The organism is Streptomyces angustmyceticus, assembly GCF_019933235.1.
GTDB classification, from domain to species: domain Bacteria; phylum Actinomycetota; class Actinomycetes; order Streptomycetales; family Streptomycetaceae; genus Streptomyces; species Streptomyces angustmyceticus.
The window spans coordinates 5,200,349-5,219,853 of sequence record NZ_CP082945.1 but is presented as its reverse complement, the minus strand read 5'-3'; the positions used below and the strand labels follow the sequence as shown (position 1 = coordinate 5,219,853).

General features: G+C 75.4%; 16 protein-coding genes and 1 tRNA gene. 11 read left to right on the top strand and 6 right to left on the bottom strand.

The window, feature by feature from the left end:
- Positions 1–29 precede the first annotated feature (29 nt).
- Together K7396_RS23425 and K7396_RS23420 are read left to right on the top strand one after the other, a co-directional pair.
- Positions 30–1,334 carry a glycosyltransferase gene (locus K7396_RS23425; protein ID WP_086719280.1) on the top strand — a complete coding sequence of 435 codons (1,305 nt, stop codon included), beginning with the start codon at positions 30–32 and terminating at the stop codon, positions 1,332–1,334.
- A gap of 119 nt (positions 1,335–1,453) precedes the next feature.
- Positions 1,454–2,695 (top strand): NAD(P)-binding domain-containing protein, encoded by a 1,242-nt coding sequence (locus K7396_RS23420; RefSeq protein ID WP_086719279.1) that lies wholly within the window; start codon positions 1,454–1,456, stop codon positions 2,693–2,695.
- A gap of 64 nt (positions 2,696–2,759) precedes the next feature.
- Here the strand turns inward: K7396_RS23420 and K7396_RS23415 are convergent, their stop codons facing one another.
- Positions 2,760–3,227, bottom strand: a complete 468-nt coding sequence (locus tag K7396_RS23415) for a hypothetical protein (RefSeq protein ID WP_223660175.1) — start codon at positions 3,225–3,227, stop codon at positions 2,760–2,762.
- Between the two features lie 224 nt (positions 3,228–3,451).
- On the opposite strand from K7396_RS23415, the gene K7396_RS23410 reads away from it, so the two are divergent.
- Positions 3,452–4,921: a transcriptional regulator gene (locus K7396_RS23410; protein ID WP_086719277.1), complete on the top strand. Its 1,470-nt coding sequence runs from the start codon at positions 3,452–3,454 to the stop codon at positions 4,919–4,921.
- Between the two features lie 85 nt (positions 4,922–5,006).
- Here the strand turns inward: K7396_RS23410 and K7396_RS23405 are convergent, their stop codons facing one another.
- Complete coding sequence (locus K7396_RS23405) at positions 5,007–5,600, bottom strand: histidine phosphatase family protein (protein ID WP_086719276.1); 594 nt, start codon at positions 5,598–5,600, stop codon at positions 5,007–5,009.
- 232 nt (positions 5,601–5,832) lie between these two features.
- Between K7396_RS23405 and K7396_RS23400 the strand changes: the two genes are divergently transcribed.
- The 6 genes from K7396_RS23400 to K7396_RS23375 all read left to right on the top strand — a co-directional run bounded on the left by K7396_RS23400 (position 5,833) and on the right by K7396_RS23375 (position 11,578).
- On the top strand, positions 5,833–7,140 hold the full coding sequence (locus K7396_RS23400) for a hypothetical protein (protein ID WP_373866895.1): 1,308 nt from the start codon (positions 5,833–5,835) through the stop codon (positions 7,138–7,140).
- The gene (locus K7396_RS23395; RefSeq protein WP_086719274.1) at positions 7,131–8,681 is read left to right on the top strand and encodes a hypothetical protein; all 1,551 of its coding nucleotides are present in this window, start codon (positions 7,131–7,133) and stop codon (positions 8,679–8,681) included. The genes K7396_RS23400 and K7396_RS23395 overlap by 10 nt, the downstream gene beginning before the upstream one ends.
- Positions 8,682–8,721: 40 nt before the next feature.
- Positions 8,722–10,107, top strand: coding sequence for an AAA domain-containing protein (locus K7396_RS23390; RefSeq protein WP_086719273.1), 1,386 nt, complete (start codon positions 8,722–8,724; stop codon positions 10,105–10,107).
- 132 nt (positions 10,108–10,239) lie between these two features.
- On the top strand, positions 10,240–10,623 hold the full coding sequence (locus tag K7396_RS23385; RefSeq protein WP_174886873.1) for a hypothetical protein: 384 nt from the start codon (positions 10,240–10,242) through the stop codon (positions 10,621–10,623).
- Between the two features lie 186 nt (positions 10,624–10,809).
- A complete protein-coding gene (locus tag K7396_RS23380; protein WP_086719271.1) occupies positions 10,810–11,448 on the top strand; it encodes a bifunctional DNA primase/polymerase in 639 nt (212 codons plus the stop codon).
- A 56-nt stretch (positions 11,449–11,504) separates the two neighbouring features.
- Positions 11,505–11,578: transfer RNA gene (locus K7396_RS23375), tRNA-Lys, on the top strand.
- A 93-nt stretch (positions 11,579–11,671) separates the two neighbouring features.
- Here the strand turns inward: K7396_RS23375 and K7396_RS23370 are convergent.
- Positions 11,672–12,913 (bottom strand): M6 family metalloprotease domain-containing protein, encoded by a 1,242-nt coding sequence (locus K7396_RS23370; RefSeq protein ID WP_223660414.1) that lies wholly within the window; start codon positions 12,911–12,913, stop codon positions 11,672–11,674.
- A 361-nt stretch (positions 12,914–13,274) separates the two neighbouring features.
- On the opposite strand from K7396_RS23370, the gene K7396_RS23365 reads away from it, so the two are divergent.
- A complete protein-coding gene (locus K7396_RS23365) occupies positions 13,275–15,089 on the top strand; it encodes a putative bifunctional diguanylate cyclase/phosphodiesterase (protein ID WP_086719269.1) in 1,815 nt (604 codons plus the stop codon).
- Positions 15,090–15,175: 86 nt separating this feature from the next.
- On the opposite strand, the gene K7396_RS23360 is transcribed toward K7396_RS23365, so the two are convergent.
- The 3 genes from K7396_RS23360 to K7396_RS23350 all read right to left on the bottom strand — a co-directional run bounded on the left by K7396_RS23360 (position 15,176) and on the right by K7396_RS23350 (position 18,255).
- On the bottom strand, positions 15,176–16,303 hold the full coding sequence (locus K7396_RS23360) for an LLM class flavin-dependent oxidoreductase (protein ID WP_086719268.1): 1,128 nt from the start codon (positions 16,301–16,303) through the stop codon (positions 15,176–15,178).
- Between the two features lie 169 nt (positions 16,304–16,472).
- The gene (locus K7396_RS23355; protein ID WP_086719267.1) at positions 16,473–17,198 is read right to left on the bottom strand and encodes a maleate cis-trans isomerase family protein; all 726 of its coding nucleotides are present in this window, start codon (positions 17,196–17,198) and stop codon (positions 16,473–16,475) included.
- 145 nt (positions 17,199–17,343) lie between these two features.
- The gene (locus K7396_RS23350; RefSeq protein ID WP_152104449.1) at positions 17,344–18,255 is read right to left on the bottom strand and encodes a maleate cis-trans isomerase family protein; all 912 of its coding nucleotides are present in this window, start codon (positions 18,253–18,255) and stop codon (positions 17,344–17,346) included.
- Positions 18,256–18,462: 207 nt separating this feature from the next.
- Between K7396_RS23350 and K7396_RS23345 the strand changes: the two genes are divergently transcribed.
- Complete coding sequence (locus K7396_RS23345) at positions 18,463–19,428, top strand: D-2-hydroxyacid dehydrogenase (protein ID WP_086721863.1); 966 nt, start codon at positions 18,463–18,465, stop codon at positions 19,426–19,428.
- Positions 19,429–19,505 lie beyond the last annotated feature (77 nt).

Genomic DNA, 19,505 nt, shown 5'->3' with positions numbered 1-19,505 from the left:
ACCCCGGCCGCTACTTCAGGAGGCATCCGGTGAAGGTACTGCACGTCATCACGGACCTCGACGTGGGCGGCGCCGAGCAGCAGCTGCGGTTGCTGCTGCGCCGGCTGCCCGCCCACTGCGAGGTCGTCACCCTGACCCGTCCGGGCCCGGTCGCCGCGGGCATCGAGGCCGACGGCACCCCCGTCACCCACCTCGGCATGACCGGCGACCGGGACCTGACCGCGCTCCCCCGCCTCGCCGGACTGATCCGCGGCGGCGGCTACGACCTGGTCCACACCCACCTCTACCGGGCCTGCGTCTACGGCCGGATCGCCGCCCGGATGGCCGGCGTACGGGCCGTGGTGGCCACCGAGCACTCGCTGGGCGACGCGGTCATCGAGGGACGCCGGCTGACCCGTGGCGTCCGCGCGCTCTACCGGGCCACCGAACGGCTGGGGACGGCGACGGTCGCCGTCTCGGACACCGTCGCCGCCCGGCTGCGCCGCTGGGGCGTGCCGGAGCAGCGCATCCACGTGGTGCCCAACGGCATCGAGGCGCACCGTTTTGCATTCGATCCGGCGGTCCGTGCCCTGGTCCGGACCCGGCTGGGGCTGCCGCTGGACGCGTTCGTGATCGGTGGTGCGGGGCGGCTGGTGCCCGGCAAGCGGTTCGACGTCCTGGTCCGCGCGGTGACCCAACTGCCGGGCGTGCACCTGCTGCTGGCGGGGGCGGGGCCGGAGCGGGAGACGCTGCGGCGGATGGCGGAGCAGTTCGGCTCGGGCGACCGGATCCATCTGCTGGGCGAGCGCGACGGCGCGGTCGACGCGGCGTTCGACGGGCGGAGCCCCGGCGCCTGGGGACCCGGCGGGCAGGCGGCGGAGGGACAGGCGGCCGACGGCCCCGACATCCCCGGCCTGCTCTCGGCCATCGACGTCTTCGTCTCACCCTCCCCGGACGAGGCGTTCGGGCTGGCCGTCCTGGAGGCGCTCGGGTCCGGGCTGCCCGTGCTCTACGGCAGCTGCCCGGCGGTCGACGAACTGCCCGCCGACCAGGCCCCCGGCGCCCGCCGCTTCAGCCTCGGGGTCCACGAACTCGGCACCGCCCTGCGGGAGTTGCGGCGCGAGGGGCCGGGCCGGCTGCCGGTTCCGCCGGTGGTGCGGCGCTACGACATCGCCCGCAGCGCCGAGGCCCTGACGGCCGTGTACGCACAGGCGCTGGCCGGCGCCCCCGCCCGGCGCCGGATCCCCGTGGCGGCGCCCCCGCAGCAGGGCCGGGCCGCCGCGTTCCCCGCGGCGGCGGTCTCCCTGCCGGACCCGTCCCGGTCCCCCGACCCGACCCCGCTCCCGAACAGGTAGGCACGGCCGCGGCCGCCGGGCTCCGCGGAGCCCGGCCGGCGCCTTCGGGGCCCGCGGTCCGGCGCACCGGCCCCCGACCGCCCTCCGCCCCGCACGAACAGAAAGAGCAGGAACCTTCCATGTACGACCTCGTGGTGGTGGGCGCCGGCCCCTACGGACTCTCGGTCGCCGCCCACGCGGCGGCGGCCGGGCTGCGGCTGCGGGTCCTGGGCCGGCCGATGGCCACGTGGCGCGACCACATGCCCGACGGCATGCTCCTCACCTCCGGGCCCCGCTCCTCCGGCCTCTCCGCCCCGGACGGCGGCCACACCCTGGCCGACTTCCGCGCCGCCCACGACCCGGCCGCCGGGCCCGGCGCCCCGCTCCCCCTCGCCACGTTCATCGCGTACGGCAGATGGTTCGGCGAACGGGCGGTGCCGCAGGCCGAGGAGGTCACCGTCACCGCCGTGCGCCCGGACGGCGACGGCTTCCGCGTCGAGACGGACACCGGGGAGCGGATCACGACCCGGACGGTGGCGCTCGCCGTCGGCGCGATGCCGTTCGTCAACCGCCCCGGTCCGCTGCTCGAACTGCCCCCGCACCTCGCCTCGCACAGCAGCGACCACCGCGAACCGCGCCGCTTCTCCGGCCGGCGGGTCACCGTGATCGGTTCCGGTCAGTCCGCGCTGGAGACCGCGGTCCTGCTCGCCGAACAGGGCGCCCGGCCCCGCCTCGTGGCCCGCGCCGACCGGCTGCGCTGGACCTCCCCGCCGCAGCCGCCGGAGCGCGGCGACCCGCCCGCCGGGCCGGGCACCGGCCGGCTGGGCCGGCTGTGGTGGCGGGCGCCGTGGGCGGTGCGCCACCTGCCCCCGGCGGCCCGGGTGCGCCTCGCCGAGACCGCGCCGGGCCCGGCCGGCGCCTGGTGGCTGCGGGAGCGGTTCGAGCAGGCGGTGCCGGTGCTGCTGAACCACCGGATCCGGGCGGCGGCCCCGCGGGGCGACGGGGTGCGGCTCCACCTCGCCCATACGGACGGCCGGACGGACACCCTGGACACCGAGCACGTGGTGGCGGCCACCGGATACCGCCCCGACCTCGGGCGGCTGCGGCTGCTCGTCCCCCAGGTGCGCAGCGCGCTGCGGACGGTGGGCGGCAGCCGGCTGCCGGAACTGAGCGCCGGGTTCGAGTCGTCCTGGCCCGGACTGTTCTTCGCGGGGCCGCTGACCGCCGCGTCGTTCGGCCCGGCGATGCGCTTCGTGCACGGCGCGGACTTCACCGCGCCCCGGCTCCTGCGCGGCGTACAGCGCCGGCTCGGCGACCGGCGCGGCGCCACCACCATCCCCCGCCCGGCCCGGGACGGCGCATCGGCCCCGCACGGGACGTAGGGCACGGGCGAGAGGGCCCGCGGGGGCCGTCCGGCACCGGCCGGGCGGAACCCCGCGCCGCTGCTCACTGACAGCGGTCGACGGCCTCGATGGTGCGGGCCGCCTCGCCGAGCGCCGCGCGCAGCACGGCCGGGTCGGTGGCGGCGGCGCCCGCGCCCTCCGGGGGCACCAGCCAGCCGGTGCCGGTCACCGGCGGCTCCGCCCCGGCCCCTTCACCGCACAGCGCGCCCAGCGCGAGGCCCCGCCCGGAGGTCTGGGTACACGCGCTGCCCGGCACGTCCCAGCCCGCCGCGGTGCCCGCGGGCACCAGGAAGCCGAGGGTGTCGCAGGCGCCGTCGTGCAGGACGGGGCCGACGCCGTCCCGCAGCCGGAGGATGTCGACGGCCTCCAGCCCCTGCCGGGCGGGCACCGTCACGAGGTCGCACGACTGCGCCGGAACGTCCGGTGCCCCGTCCGCGACGGCCTGGCCCGCGGACCCGTTGCCGCCCCTGCTCACGCCGGTCTCCCACACGGAGAACCCCTCCTCCTGCACGCACCCGACCCTTTACACCGTCTCCAACGGTCAGGCGTGTCAACAGCTACGGCGGCGTAACGCTGCAAAGGATGGCAGTTCATGGCAGATCGCGCGCGAGATATCCGATTTGTGGCCAAACTCTCCGTATCGGAGCCATCACAGCCGGTACGGTCAACCCGCCGCACCGCCAGGAGGCGGCAACGCCACCTGATGGCACGGAGAGGGCACGGAGAGGGTCCGCCATGGCGTCGCCAGCAGCAAGTTCAGCGTCGTCCCGCACCGTACCCGCCCGCCCGAACCTCGCTTTCCGACAGCTGCGCGGCCGGCTGTCACCGGGCGAGTTCGCGGCGGCGGTCCGACGGTCCGCCCGTGAGATCGGCGAGCAGGTCTCGTGCGACGCCCGCTATGTGGGGCGCGTCGAGTCCGGGGAGATCCGGTGTCCGAACTACGCCTACGAGCGGGTGTTCCGGCACATGTTCCCGGGGTTGACGCTGCCCGACATGGGCTTCGCGCCGCGCGAGGCGGTACGCGGACGGGGGGCGCGTACGGCGGCGGTCAGCGCCGTGCCCCTGGCAACCGACCCCGACCACCGCGATACCCGTATCCAGATCTTCGAGGAGAGCGACGTGCTGCGTCGCGCGTTCATCACCGGCGGCCCGGCAGCAGCCCTGGGCTTCGCCGCCCTGCACCCCATCGAGGCCGCTGCCGCCGTCTCCGCCCCCGTGCCGGGCCCGCGCGCGGCGTCCGGCGGCCGCGTCGGCGCCGCCGAGGCCACCGCCGTCGAGGAGGCGGTCCGGCAGATCCGGCTGCTGGACGACCGGCACGGCGCGGAGGGCATCTACCGCCGCGCCACCCACCCGCTGCGCGCCGCCTACGAGCTGCTGGACGCGGGCGTGCAGCGCAGAGCGGTGTCCGACCGGCTGCACGCGGGGGCGGGTGAACTCGCCATCACCGTCGGCTGGCTGGCGCACGACTCGGGGCGCTTCGACGACGCCAGATCCCACTACGCCGAGGCGCTGGCCACCGCCCGGGTCTGCGGCGACGCCGCCCTGGAGGCGCACGCGTTCTGCAACACGGCCTTCCTCGCCCGCGACGCCGGGCGCCCGCGCGAGGCGGTGCGCGCCGCGCAGGCCGCGCAGCAGGCCGCCAAGCACCTGGCCTCGCCGCGGCTGTTGTCGCTGCTGGCGCTGCGCGAGGCGGGCGGCTGGGCCGGGCTGGCGGACCGCTCGGGCTGCGAGCAGGCGCTGGCGCGGGCGCAGCGGCTGTTCGCGGGCGGGCCGCGGGACGGCGACCCGGAGTGGATGACGTTCTACGGCGAGGCCGAACTGGCCGGCCTGGAGGCGCAGTGCTGGGCGGCCTTGGGTGAGGCGGGGCGCGCGGTGGAGCACGCGCGCCGGGCGGTGGCGCTGCAGGACCCCCATTTCAGCCGCAATATCGCCCTGTTCACCGCGGAGCTCGCGGGCGACCTCGCGGACAGCGGCGCCCCCGAGGAGGCCGCCGCGGCCGGGGACCGGGTGCTGACGCTGCTGACCCGGGTCCGCTCGGCGCGGATCCGCGCGATGCTCGACGGCACCGCCCGCACCCTGCGCGCGCACCGCGACTGCGGGGCGGTGGCCGGCTTCCTGGAGCGGCACGCGGCCTCGGCCCGGTCCGGGGACGGGGAAGGGGACGGAGACGGGGAAGGGGGCCGGGCCCCGGACGCCGCCCGCTGACGGCGCCCGGCCCGTCGGCCCCGGCCGGATCCGACGGGCGGTCAGGCGGCCCGCACGGCACGGGCCCGGGAGCCGGCCGCGTCCCTCACCCCAGGTGCCCCGTGTCGTTCCACCGCTCGATCGCCGGTTCGCCGTAGGCCCAGCCGAGCACCGACAGGGAGGTCGGCTCCAGCCGGATGCGGGCGGCGAAGGAGATGTCCAGGCCCAGCCAGCGGGCGCCCAGGGCACGCAGGATGTGGCCGTGTGCGAAGACCAGCACATCGCGGTCGGCCGACCGCGCCCAGCCGACGACCTCGTCGGCCCGCGCGGCGACCTCGGCGAGCTTCTCGCCCTCCGGCACACCGTCGCGCCAGATCAGCCAGTTGGGCCGCGCCGACTTGATCTCGGCCGGCGTCAGGCCCTCGTACGCGCCGTAGTCGAACTCCATCAGCGCGTCCCAGGGCTCGGCCCGGTCGCCGAAGCCGGCCAGCTCGCAGGTCTCCTTCGCGCGCACCAGGGGGCTGGTGCGGACCTCGACGCCCGGCAGGCCGTCCCAGGGGGCGCGGTGCAGCCGCTCGCCCAGCAGCTCGGCGCCGCGCCGGCCCTCGTCCAGCAGCGGGATGTCCGTACGGCCGGTGTGCCTGCCGGAGCGGGACCACTCGGTCTGCCCGTGTCTGGCCAGGAAGATGCGCGGTGCCATGGTCGTACCTCTCGCCGACTTCTCGGCTTGTCGTTGCTCGGTGCGGGCGGCGTCGACCGCGGGATTTCCATCATCGCGCACCGGGTCGATTTGTCCCCGGCCGGGGCGGCCGTCGCGCCGGTGACCAGCGGATCCGGCGGTCCGGGGCGGCCCGGCGGGGCTGTCGTACGGCGTACGGGCGCCGTCGGGGAGCGGTCCGCGCGGGCGGCCGGTCCGCGGGCGGTCGCCCCGCATGTCGGCGGCGGATGCGAGACTTCGGCGGGTGAACGTTTTCCGCGACGGTCGACCCGCGTCGGCCGCCCCCTCGCCGGTGCCGCCGGCGGCACCGGGCCCGCGGCCGGGGGAGTCCCCCCGCGTGAGCCGGGCCAGGCTCGCCGAGCTGCGCGGCCCCGGTGTCCGTCCCCGCCCCCTCGACGCCCGTGCGCTCGCCGCGCTGGCCGCCAACCCCGGCTGCCGCCGCCGCGCGCTGCTGGACGGCGCGGGCGTCGACAAGGGCGCGCTGGCCCAGGCGCTGGGCTCGCCCGCGGCGTACGGCCGGTCCCAGTTCGCGATCGTCCGCGGCAACGCCTTCGAGGCACGGGTGAAGTCCGACGGCGGCACGGACCTGCTGCGGCTGCTGCACGAGCGGCTGGCGCCCGGCACCCCGCCGCCCGCCCCGGAGGAGGTCGCCACCCCCGATCTGTCCGCGGCCGGTCCCGAGGGCCGTACGGCGCGTACGGCGCTGGCGCTGCGCGAGGCGACCGCGGCCGGCGGCTGGGCGCTGCTCGACCATCCGATGCTGGCCGTCGAGGTGGCCGGCTCGCCCGCCTATGTGGAGCCGGACGCGGTGGTGGTGCATCCGGACGGCAGCTGGACGGTCGTCGAGATCAAGTCCTTCCCGATGATCGACGGTTCGGCGGACGCCGCCAAGGTGGGCGCCGCGGCCCGGCAGGCGGCGGTGTACGTCCTCGCCCTGGAGCCGGTGGCCCGGCACACCGCCGCGCGCACCGGCCGCCCGGTCCACGTCCGCGACCGGGCGCTGCTGGTGTGCCCGAAGGACTTCTCCAACCTCCCCACGGCCGCCGCCGTCGACGTCCGCAAGCAACTGGCCACGACCCGGCGGCAGCTGGCCCGCCTCACCCGGGTCGAGGAGATCGCCGAGGCGCTCCCCCCGGAGACCACCTTCGACCTCCGGCTCGCCGACGACGGCCGGACGGCGACCCGCCCGCCCGAGGAGCTGGCGCAGGCCGTCGAAGCGGTCGGCGCGGCCTACGTCCCGGAGTGCCTGGCCGCCTGCGAGCTGGCCTTCCACTGCCGTGGGCGCTCCCGCGAGGACGGGGCGGTGGAGGCGCTGGGGCGCGGCGTCCGGGGCGAGTTGGGCTCGCTGCGCACCGTCGAGGAGGTGCTGGCGGCGGCCGGCGCCGGCGAGGATCCCGCGGACCCGGAGGCGGAGCGGGACCCGGCGGTGGCGGCGCTGCGCCGGGCGGCCGCGCTGCGCGCCGAGGCACTGGCCGGTGCCGCCGTGCCGGCCCCGCGAGCAAAGGAGCCGGGATGTCGCTGATCGAGACGCTGGCCCGGATGGAGGCGGTCGCCGCGGGCCGGGCGCGGCCGCGGTGCACGGTCCGGCACCGCCATCTGTCCGAACGTCCCATGGTCCTGGTCCCGTTGACGACCGCGGGCGAGGCCGGCGCCCCGCTGGGCGCGCTGGTCGGCACGGACCGCGAGAAGCCGGCGCTGCTGGCCGTCCCGCAGCCGCGCGACCGCGATCTGCGGTTCGCGTTCCTCGCCGAGCTGGCGGAGACCGTACTGCCGTACGTGGACGGCTTCGCGGACGCCATCGGGTGGGAGGAGCGCAAGGAGACCGACCCGGAGACCGGCAAGAAGGTCCCGGTGCAGGTCGAACTGTGCTCGGACGCGCCCCAGTTGATCGTGCCGAGTGCCGCGGGCATCGACTTCGTCCGGCTCCTGGGCCGCTCGATGCGGTTCCGGCGCACGGCCGAGCAGGAGCCGGAGGCGCCCCACCCCGCGCCACCGCACGTCCCGCTGCTGGGCCGCTGGCTGACCCACTTCGGGGAGCGGGCTCGGGTGCCGGGCGCGAGCCTGCTGCTGTCCATGACGGACCTGCTGACCCGCCACTGGGCGAGCGGCCAGAGCGCACTGGAGGACCAGCACCTGGGCGCGCTGCTCGCCTGGATCGACCCGCCGGCGGGGCTGTCGGGCCGGGAGGCGGCCGAGCGCGCGGAGTCGGCGCGGGACGCGGACGGGCAGTTGCTGTGCCCGCCGGCCGGCCCGGCCACCGACCCGGCGTTCGACAACCGGCTGCTGGCCCCCGCGATGGCCCGCTACGACGCCGGGCTGCCGGGCGCCGAGGACGCGCTGCGCGCCCTGGTCGAGGGGCAGTCACGGCCGACCTGGGACGCCGTGTGGCACGGCCTCGACCTGCTGCGGGAGCTGCCCGAGGGCGCCCGGGTCCCCGACCGCTGGAAGCGGGACCGCTGGTCGTACACGGCGCACCGCGACCGGGTGCGCGCCGGGGAGCCCCCGCAGCCCCGGCAGGACGACGCGGTCACCGCCGCGCAGAAGCTCGCCGCCCGGGAGACCGCCCAGGCCCAGCTCGACGCCCAGGAGGCCCTGGACGACCCGCTGGTGATGGCGGGACGCCGGCTGGCGGGTGAGGCGTTCCAGGGCACGGTCACCGCCGTCGAGGAGTCATTCTCCGAGGGCAGAAGGCCGATGCCGCGCCCGCTGGTCACCCTGCACACCGCAGACCGGCCGCAGCTGTCCGAGGGCGGCAAGCTCTACCGCGCCCTGGCCGACGGCAGGACCCAGACCGGGGAGTGCGTGGCGCCCGCGGCCGGGGAGCCGGGGGTGCTGGTGGTGCGGCTGACCGGCGGGATGGGGCGCGGGAAGACGCCCGAGCCCGGTTCGGTGCCGGAGCCGGGCGAGACGGTGTGCTGGACGCTGTTCGAGCACGCCCCGCGCGGCGGCCCGGAACTCCCCGACCCCGAGGACACCCCGTGGACCCACGGCGGCCCGCCGCCAGGGCCCGGGGACGCGCCGCACACCGCCCCCGACCCCGTGACCACGGAGGACTTCCTGTGATCCGCACCCGGCAGCCGGCCGTCCCGGAGAGCATGGCCGTATGACGGACCCTCAGGACCAGCCCGCCCCCGCGGCGAAGGACTTCGACCCGGCCGCCGCGGCCGCCGCGGCGACCGACGCGATCCTGCACGACACCCTGCACGGCTCCCGGCGCGGGGTGGTCGTCGACTCCCCGCCCGGTGCCGGCAAGTCCACCCTCGTGGTGCGGGCGGCCCGGGAACTCGCCGCCGCCGGGCGCCCGCTGATGGTGGTCGCGCAGACCAACGCCCAGGTCGACGACCTGGTGCTGCGGCTCGCCGAGAAGGACCCGCAGCTGCCGGTGGGCCGGCTGCACAGCAGCGAGCCCGGCGCGTTCGACCCGGCGCTGGCCGAGCTGCCCGCGGTCCGCACGTCCGCGAAGGCGGCCGACCTGGCGGGGATGGACGTCGTCGTGTCGACGGCCGCGAAATGGGCGTACACCAAGGTCGACGAACCCTGGCGGCACGCCATCGTGGACGAGGCGTACCAGATGCGGTCCGACGCGCTGCTGAGCGTCGCCGGGCTCTTCGAACGGGCGCTGTTCGTCGGCGACCCCGGCCAGCTGGACCCGTTCAGCGTGGTCGGCGCCGAGCAGTGGGCGGGGCTGGCGTACGACCCGTCCGCGAGCGCGGTGTCCACCCTCCTGGCCCACAACCCCGATCTGCCGCAGCACCGGCTGCCGGTGTCCTGGCGGCTGCCCGCCTCGGCGGCGCCGCTGGTCTCCGCCGCGTTCTATCCGTACACCCCGTTCCGCAGCGGCACCGGCCACGGCGACCGCCGGCTGGCCTTCGGGGTGCCGGGCGACGGCTCGGGGGTGGACCGGGTCCTGGACGAGGCCGCCGAGTCCGGCTGGGGCCTGCTGGAACTCCCCGCCCGCCGTACGCCGCGCACGGACCCGGAGGCGGTCCGCGCGGTGGCGCGGGTCGTGCGCCGGCTCCTGGACCGCGGGGGCGCCGCGACCAGCGAGGCCCAGCGGGACCCGGGCGGCGGGCCCGCCGTCCCCGCGCCGCTCACCGCGGCCCGGATCGCGGTCGGCACGGCCCACCGCGACCAGGCGGCGGCCGTCCGCGCCGCGCTCGCCGAGCTGGGGGTTTCCGGGGTCGCGGTGGACACCGCCAACCGCCTCCAGGGCCGCGAGTTCGACGTCACGGTCGTGCTGCACCCGCTCTCTGGCCGCCCCGACGCGACCGCCTTCCATCTGGAGACCGGCCGGCTGTGCGTGCTCGCCTCCCGCCACCGGCACGCCTGCATCGTGGTCTGCCGGGCGGGCGTCGCCGACCTGCTGGACGAGCACCCCTCGACCGAGCCGGTGCGCCTCGGCGTCACGGTCAAGTTCCCGGACGGCTGGGAGGCCAACCACGCCGTCCTCGCCCATCTGGCGGAACACCGGGTGGCCTGGCGCCCGTAGCGCGCCGGGCCGCCCGGCGCCGCCGGACGCGACCGCGGACGGTTCCGCGCCAGGGCGCCGCGGCGGCCCTCACCACGGCCCCCTTGCGCGGGGCGGGACAATGGAATGCGGCACACGATCTGGAGGTAGTACATGTCCGAGCCGCGACCGGCCCCCGACCCGCGCGGTACGGCGCCGGAGCCACGGCGGATGAAGCCCGCGCAGTTGCTCTTCGAGCCGCCCGAGGCCGTCGCCGACCCCGAGCACTTCTTCGGCCTGGAGTCGATGGAGGACCCGCGCGAGCTGCTCGGCCGCGCCACGGAACTGGCCCTCGCCTTCCGCGCCGCGGCGGACCGCGCCACGGAGTTCCAGGCGCTGGCCGCGGCCCAGCTCGCCGACCCCAGCCGGTTCGACCGGGTGCCGCCGGCCGCGCTCGCCGAGCAGGCCGAGTGGACCGAGGACTACGCGCAGAAGATGATCGAGTTCGGCCGCAGCCTGATGCGCAGCGGCAGCGTGCTGCCGGGCGACACGGACTGACGCGCCCCGGCCCGCCGAGCGTCCCGCCGGCCTCCTCCGTCCCCCAGACCACACAGCGGCTCATGGTCCATGATCATGAGCCGCTGGCATATGCGAGAGGCGCAAGATACCGCCTCCCGCGCCGCCCCGTCCCGTTTTCCGCCGATCGGCTCAGTGTCCGTGCGCCACCTGGGTAGACCTGTCCCCATGAGCGACTGGCTGCCTGAGACCCCCCGCACCCTGGCCTTTCCCACCGCGGCGTACGTCACCCTCGCGGGCGCCGACTGGCTCGCCTCCGCCAGCCCCCACCCGGACGAGATGCACGCCCTGTGGGCCACCCGCCCGTCCGCCCCCAGCGTGCTGCCGTGCGGCACCGCCTTCGACGTGATCAACGCCCCGGCGCTCTTCGGGCGGCGCATGGTCGACCGCTTATGGTCCGCCGGCCCCGGCTCGGGGCCGGTGGCGGCGCACCGCGGACGGATCCTGCTGTTCGCCGCCCCGGGCACGGCCCAGCGGCTGCCCGCGCTGCTGGTCTGGGAGGAGTGGGCCGCCGCCGTCCCCCCGCTGCTGTGCCACGGCAGCGGCGACGCGGTGACCGTCCCGCCGCTGCACCCCCGCTGCCGCGCCGCCGAGGACGCGCCCCGCGACGGCTCGCTGTTCCCGCCCGCCGACGACCCGTCCGCCGTGTCCGCCTCCCGCTGGCTGGTGGCGCCGGACGTCGGCGACCCCTGGCTGCCCGGTCCGGACGTCCTGCTGTGGGCCTGTGTGCGCGCCGCCCGCTCACTGGCCGGGCCCGGGCGGGAATCCGCAGCTCAGCACCCGGTTCCGGCGCTGACCCGGGGCTGAGACAAACCGATTTTTGTCCTCCCCGACCAGGATGCTAATGTTTTCCCCGTCAGCAGGCGCCGCTAGCTCAGTTGGTTAGAGCAGCTGACTCTTAATCAGCGGGTCCGGGGTTCGAGTCCCTGGCGGCGCACAGACAGTCGAAGGCCCTCACCTCGGTGGGGGCCTTCGTCGTATGCGCGAGGTCCCCGCGCCCTCGCCGCCCGTGCGCCCCGGGCCGCCGGCGTCAGCCGCGCCCGACCTTGACCGCCCAGTCCCCGTCGGCCGTCCGCCCCTCGACCTGGATGCGCACGCCGTCCGCGGTGTCGTCCATGCTCTCCCCCACGCCCAGCGGCGCGTCCGCCAGCGGCGGGTAGACGGAGGTGCCCCCGCAGGCCGAGGTGCCCGGGTGCCCGTCGAGGACCTGCACCGGCCCCGCCCCGGAGGGCGTCCGGCTGCGCACGCGGTAGACCAGGACGCCCTCGGCACACAGGGCGCGGTCGTTGCCCATGGCACCGCGTGCCTCGATGGCCAGCGCGCTGTCGGTCCCGGTACGGACCACCAGGAGGCGCGGCCGGCGCTGGGCCCGGGGCTCCTCGGGGGCGGAGAGCGTGCGCAGCGAGTGCAGGGCGGGGCTGGTGAGGTCGACGCAGTCGACCTGGCTGTCGGCGATCCAGCCGAGCTTCCACTTGTGCCAGGCGAAGGGGTCGGGCGCCAGGCCGAACTGGCTGCCCATGAGGTCCCAGTCGCCGACGTAGGTGTCCCAGTCGCCCTTGCCGCTCTGCGGCCGGTGGTAGAGGTCCGGCAGGTCGAAGACGTGCCCGGTCTCGTGGGCGAGGACGTTGCGGTCCGGCGGGCTCTGCTCGAAGACGGTGACGAACCGGCGCAGATCGCGGTCGTCGGCGTGCATCGGGTGTTCGAGGTTGACGACCTTGGTGGCGTCCGAGTCGACGCCGGGGGCGTCGGGGTCGGCGACGAAGTAGACGACGTCGTAGCGGCCGAAGTCGATGGCGGGGTCGGCGGCGGCGACCGCGTCGCGCAGGTAGTCCGAGCGCCGTCCGGCGTCCCAGTCGCGCCGTATCCCGTAGGAGACGGAGGAGCGCGGCATCCGGACCCAGCGCTGGTGGATGTGCGGACGCAACCGGAACTTTCCGTACGAGGCTCGGTCGAAGAAGCCCGAGGTGGCCGGGAAGTAGTCGCGGGAGAGCTCCCGCGGGACGGCGGTCGGCCGGGCGTCCGGGAAGGACAGGAAGATCATGACGGCGTTGAGCGGGCGGTCCGGGCGCGGGTAGGCGCCGTTCCAGCTGTCGAGCCCCTCGGAGTGGTGCGCGTCGGTGCGTCCCAGGGCGCAGGAGAGGGCCGCCTCGGAGGCGGTGGCGGGTCCGGCGACGATCGAGGTGGCGATGAGCGCACTCAGGGAGGTGGCGACGGCCGCGACGCGCCGCAGACGGCGGCGATCCACCCCGTCGGGTGTCCGGGCGCGCGGCACATATACCTCCAGGGACGGATTCGGAGACCTCATCTACCCTGTGGCGATTTAATGCTATTCGTCCTGTTTTGCGGATCCGGAAGAGTGATCGGCGCGCCTTAGCCCTCTCGTAACGGAAAGTCACAAACAGCCAAAGGGGCATTCTGCACGAACAGACCCGAGCAGAAATGGCTGAAGTTCCGTCACGCGGGCGGATGATCACGGCTGCGTCGCTGGCTCGGCCGTTGCACCAGCCTCTATGATCGCCACACTTTCCAGCGCGAGATCCCCCCTTCCTCACGAGACAAGCGCCATGCGGGAGCGAGCAGTGAGCGGACACCCCGACAGTCCGGGCCGCACGCCGGGAGCGACGCTTCCCTCAGTGACGGAGCGTAACGGTACGACCAAAGGGTCGGCCGACGCCCGGCCCGCCCCCGCAGGCCGCTGCGACGACACCGCGGCCTCGCTCGGCGACTACCGCGCCACCTTCCACGCCGCGCGTCTGGCAATGGCCGTGCTCAACCGCGACGGCCTGGTCCTCGCCGCCAACCCCGCCTTCGGCGAACTGGTCGGCACCGACCCGGCCGACCTGGTCGCCGCCACCGCGGCGGACCTCACCGACCTCGGGGCCGACCCGCGGGTGTGGACCGCCTACCGCGAGGTGCTGTGCGGCCGCAGCGACCGGCTGCGCTGCACCCGCCGCCTCAAACACACCGAGGGGCACTCCGTCTGGGTGGAGGTGACCGTCGAGCCGCTGACGCCGGAACCGCTCAGCGGCGAGGAGCGGATGCTGCTGTCGGTGGCGGACATCAGCGACCGGCACGATCTGCTGGCCCGGCTGCGGCATCTGCAGATGCACGACCCGGTGACCCGGCTGCCCAACCGGGCGCTGTTCTTCGAACGGCTCTCCGCCGCGCTGGAGACCGCCTCCTTCGAGCCGTCCGGGACCGGCCGGATCGGGCTGTGCTACCTCGACCTGGACGGCTTCAAGGCCGTCAACGACACCCTGGGGCACCGCGTCGGCGACCGGCTGCTGAGCGCGGTCGCCCAGCGCCTGACGCGCTGCGCGGAGAGCGCGGCGGAACGCGGACCGGGCCGCACCGGCCACCTCGTCGCACGACTGGGCGGCGACGAGTTCGCTCTTTTGGTGGAGGACTCCACCGGCACCGACCAGCTGGCCGAGCTGGCCCAGTGCGTGCTGGACGCGCTGCAGCGGCCGTTCGACCTGGCCGGGCAGCGGCTGTCGGTGTCGGCGAGCATCGGCGTCGTGGAGCGGACCGCCAACGGCACCACGGCGACCGGCCTGATGCAGGCCGCGGACACCACGCTGTACTGGGCGAAGGAGGACGGCAAGGCCCGCTGGACCCTCTTCGACCCGGAGCGCAACGCCCACCGGATGACCCGGCAGGCGCTCTCCAGCACCCTGCGCCCGGCGGTGGACCGCGGCGAGTTCACCCTGGAGTACCAGCCGCTGGTCGGTCTGGGCGACGGCCGGGCCGAGGGCGTGGAGGCGCTGGTGCGCTGGCGGCATCCGCAGTTCGGGACGCTGTCGCCGAATCGGTTCATCGCCCTGGCGGAGGAGAACGGCGCGATCGTCGAGCTGGGCCGCTGGGTCCTGGAGCGGGCCTGCCACCAGGCGCGGGCCTGGCAGCTGGCGCACCCCGGCCAGCCGCTGTTCGTCAGCGTCAATGTGGCCGTACGTCAGGTGTGGGACTCCGACCTGGTCGCGGACGTCGCCGGGATCCTCGCGGAGACCGGGCTGCCGCCGCGGCTGCTGCAGCTGGAGCTGACCGAGTCGGCGGTGATGGGCTCGGCCGGCCGGCCGCTGCAGGCCCTGCAGGCGCTCAGCGACATGGGCGTACGGATCGCCATCGACGACTTCGGCACCGGCTACTCCAACCTCGCCTACCTCAGCCGCCTCCCGGTGTCCGTCCTGAAGCTGGACGGTTCCTTCGTCCGCGGCTTCCGCTCGCAGGAGCATCCGAACCCGGCGGACGAGATGATCGTGGAGGCGCTGGTGGCGCTGGCGCACCGGCTGGGCCTCACGGTCACCGCCGAGTGCGTGGAGAGCGCCGAGCAGGCCGAGCGGCTCCGCCGGATCGGCTGCGACACCGGCCAGGGCTGGCTCTACTCCCGCCCCGTCGCCCCCGACCGCGTCGAGGCCCTCCTCGACGCGGGCCGCCACACGGGCGCCTGAGGCGCTCCGCGCGGACGGAACCGGGCTCGGCCCCCTCACCGAGGGACCGGCGATCCCCGCCGGCCCCGGCCACGACGTCCGGCGCCCTACATCCCGTACGCGTCCGCGATCAGCTCGTACGAGCGGAGCCGGGCCGCGCCGCCGTGGGCGTTGGCGGTGATCATCAGCTCGTCGGCGCCGGTGCGCTTGGCGAGGTCGTCCAGGCCCTGGCGGACGGCGTCCGGGGTGCCGTGGACGACGTTGCCCAGCCAGTTGTCGACGAAGTCGCGCTCCAGCTCGCCGAAGCGGTACGCCTCGGCCTCCTCGGGGCTGGGGACCAGCCCGGGGCGGCCGGTGCGCAGCCGGAGCATGGAGAGCGCGCCGGTCATCACCTGGCGGCGGGCCTCCCGCTCCTCGTCGGCGGCCAGCGCCGCGACCCCGATCAGGGCGTACGGCTCGGAGAGCACCGCGGAGGGGCGGAAGGACGCGCGGTAGAGGTCCAGCGCGGGGAGGGTGTTGGCCGCGGAGAAGTGGTGCGCGAAGGCGAACGGCAGGCCGAGGGAGCCGGCGAGCCGGGCGCTGAAGCCCGAGGAGCCGAGCAGCCACAGGGGCGGCCGGTGCCGGGACTGGACGCCGCCGGGCGAGGTGGCCTGGACCGGGCCGGGGACCGCGTGGATCGTGGCGTAGGGGTGGCCGTCGGGGAAGGAGTCGTCGAGGAAGCGGGTCAACTCGGCCAGCTGCTGGGGGAAATCCTCCGCGCCCTCATGGAGACGGTCGGTGCGCCGCAGCGCGGCGGCGGTGGCGCCGTCCGTGCCCGGTGCGCGGCCCAGGCCCAGGTCGACCCGGCCCGGGGCCATCGCCTCCAGGGTGCCGAACTGCTCGGCGATCACCAGCGGGGCGTGGTTGGGGAGCATCACACCGCCGGAGCCGAGGCGGATGCGCTCGGTGTGGGCGGCGACGTGGGCGAGCAGCACCGCGGGCGAGGAGGAGGCGACGCCGGGCATGGAGTGGTGCTCGGCGACCCAGTAGCGGTGAAAGCCGCGGCGTTCGGCCGTACGGGCGATGCCGACGGCCGTGCGGACCGCGTCGGAGGCGGTGTACCCGGCGCCGACGGTCACCAGGTCGAGCACCGACAGCGGCACCGGCGCGCTGCCCGCGGCCGCGCCGCGGATCCCGTCGCCGCCCTCGCCGGGCGTCTCGTCGCTGCCCCGGGTGTGGTCACTCTCGCCGCTCACGGTGCGGTCCTCCTCGCGTCGGTGATCTGCGCGGAGGACAACCGGAGAGGTTCTCCACTTATTCCCGGGGGTTCAGGGCGGTACCGGCGGGGCCCGGGCGTGCGCCGTCCGCGAGCCCCGCCGCGCTACGGCCGGGGCCGTCGGGGCCCCGGCCGCTCCGGCGGCACCCCTAGATCTGCGCCGTCCGCGAGAAGAGGGTGCCGAGCACCGGGCAGGAGAGGGTGCGGTCGAGCAGCCGCAGCCCCTCCCAGGCCGTCACCTGATTGGCGGTGAGGACCGGCTTGCGCAGCTCCGCTTCGAGGGCCGGCAGGTGCTCGGCGGTGTGCAGCGCGGTGTCGGGCAGCAGCACCACCTCGGCGTCGGGGTGGTCACCGGCCCGGGCGAGAGCCAGCACCTCCTCCAGGCCCCAGGTGCCGACCTCGGCGGCGGTGATGATGCCGCTGGCGCGGGTCGAGACGACCTCCGTACCGGCGGACTTCAAGAACGCGTGGAAGCGCTCGGCCACGTCGTCGGGGTAGGTGGCCGCGATCGCCACCCGCCGGGCGCCGAGGGCCTGCACGGCGTGCGCGAAGGCGAAGGACGTGCTGGAGGCGGGCAGGCCGGCGGTGGCGGACAGTTCCCTGACCTGTTCGTGGGCGCCCTCCCAGCCGAACACGAAGCTGGCGCTCGTACAGGCCCAGACGACCGCCTCGGCACCGCGCTCCTTGAGGTCGTCGACGCCGGCCGCCAGCCGCGCGGCGGAGCCCATCTCCAGCAGCGCGTCGACCCGGTGGGCGTCCTCGCCGATGTCGGTGTGGACGAGCGGCAGGCTGACCGAGCCGCCCAGGAGCGATTCGAGCCGCGGGTAGTCGTCCTCCGCGGAGTAGCCGGGGTAGAGGAAGCCGACCGATGCCATGCAGTTCTCCCTTGCGTGTACGGCTGCGGGTGCGGGGCGTTCGTGGGTGCGTGGGGGTTCGCGGGTGGTGCGGAAGGGGCGCTGCCGGCGAACGGGACGACGCCGGCAGCGTCCGGGGCGAGGGCGGGTGTGAGGCCGGCCGGCCTCACACCGGGGGCAGGCCCCCCGTGTCCTCGGGCGGGTAGGGCGGGGGTTCCAGGCCGTCGAGGGCCTCCCCGTCCGGTGGCGCGGAGCCGGCGAAGGCGGCCTCGGGGGTCGCCCGTGACAGCCCCGCGCCCGGTTCCTCCTGCTCCGATCCGGTCATCGCGGCCGGGCCGCGGCGCGCCACCGGATCGAGCAGTGCCTGGTACGGGCCCACCGCCTGGACGCCGATGGCACGCAGCGCGGACCACATCGTGACCTGGTTGGCGGACAGCACCGGCATCCGCAGCTCGGCCTCCAGCTGCGGGATGACGTCGTAGGTCGGCAGGTTCGTACAGCTGATGAAGAGGGCGTCGGCGGCGCCGACCACGGCCGCGCGGGCCATGTCGACGACGTCGCGGTAGGGCACCTTCCAGATGTGCCGGGTCAGCCCGAGGTAGGCCCGGCCGGTGACCGTGATGCCCGCTTCACCGAGGTAGTCCTCCAAGGAGTCGGTGACCGATTTCGTGTAGGGCGTGACCACGGCGATGCGCCGTGCGCCGATCTCGCGCAGCGCTTCGATCAGTGCGCCCGATGTCGTGAGGGAGACAACCTCCCCCGCCTGGGCCATGGCGGCGCACATGGCCCGCTCGCCCGCCACCCCGGCGACAAAGCTGCCGGAGGTGCAGGCATAGGAGATGACCTGCGGTGATACCGCACACAGCGCCTGTACGGCAGCCTGCAGCGTTTCGTGCTCGCTGACCAGACGGGCCAGATCGAGGCTGACCTCGACGGGCACGAAAGGGGTGCGGGTGAGATGGAGGGACACGTCGTCGGGGACCCAGCGCCACAGCTCTCTGTCGAGAGCGAAGTCGAAGGGAGCGACGACACCCACGCCGAGCTGCGGCTGTGGGCCACCCAGAAAAGAGACGTCCATGAAGGCCCCTAGAACAAAACGAAGGGCTGGAATGGCCAGGCCAGTGGCCGGGGATGAGGTGCAGCCGGATCAAGCCGGGACGTCGGGACAGAGCCGTTGTTGACACGGTAGATACGACTTCTTAGCGTGGTCAATCCTCGCATCTCAGGCATCTGTCGGCGCCCCTTTCCATTGAAGGGGGCTCACGTTTCAGAACGGTTTCTGGCTATGTCCGAAAGCACCGTCCTCGTCCTCGGTTCCGACCCGCCGCCGAAGCTCGACCGGCTCGCCGGACGGGCCCGGGTGATCTTCACCGACGAGGACTCGCTCGCCGACCGACTCCCCACCGCCGACGTGCTGTTGGCCTGGGACTTCACCTCCGACGCGATCCGCAGAGCCTGGCCGGAGACGGGCCCCAGGCCCCGCTGGGTGCACACCGCGAGCGCGGGCGTCGATCAGCTGCTGTGCCCTGCGCTGGTCGCCGACGACACCCTGGTGACCAACGCCCGGGGCGTCTTCGAGCAGCCGATCGCGGAGTACGTGGCCGGGCTGGTGATCGCCATGGCCAAGGACTTCTACGGAAGTTGGGAGCTGCAGCGGCAGCGGCGCTGGCAGCACCGCGAGACCCTGCGGCTGGCCGGCAGCCGGGCCGTGGTGGTGGGCTCCGGACCGATCGGCCGGGCCATCGGCACCACCCTCCTGGCACTGGGTGTCAAGGTCGATCTGGTCGGCCGCCGGGAGCGCCCGGACGACCCGCGGTTCGGCCGCGTGCACGCGAGCGACGCGCTGAACGGTCTGCTGCCCCACGCGGATTGGGTGATCTGCGCGGCGCCCCTGACCGAGGCCACCCGCGGCCTGTTCGGCAAGGCGGCGTTCTCCCGGATGTCCCCGGGGGGCCGGTTCATCAACGTCGGCCGCGGGCCGCTGGTCGTCGAGGACGCGCTGATCGCGGCGCTGCGCGAGCGGCGGATCGCGGCGGCGGCGCTGGACGTCTTCGAGCAGGAGCCGCTCGCCACGGACAGCCCGCTGTGGGACGTCCCGCACCTGATCGTCTCGCCCCACATGAGCGGCGACACCCTGGGCTGGCGCGACGCCCTCGCCGAGCAGTTCCAGGACAACTTCGAGCGGTGGTCGGCGGGCGAGCCGCTGGACAACCTCGTCGACAAACGGCTCGGGTACGTGCCGGTGCAGTGACGGGGCCGGCTGCCGGCCCCGGCGCGGCAGCCGTGCTCCCCCCACCGCCGTCCCGCGCGGGACGGCCGATGCTCGGA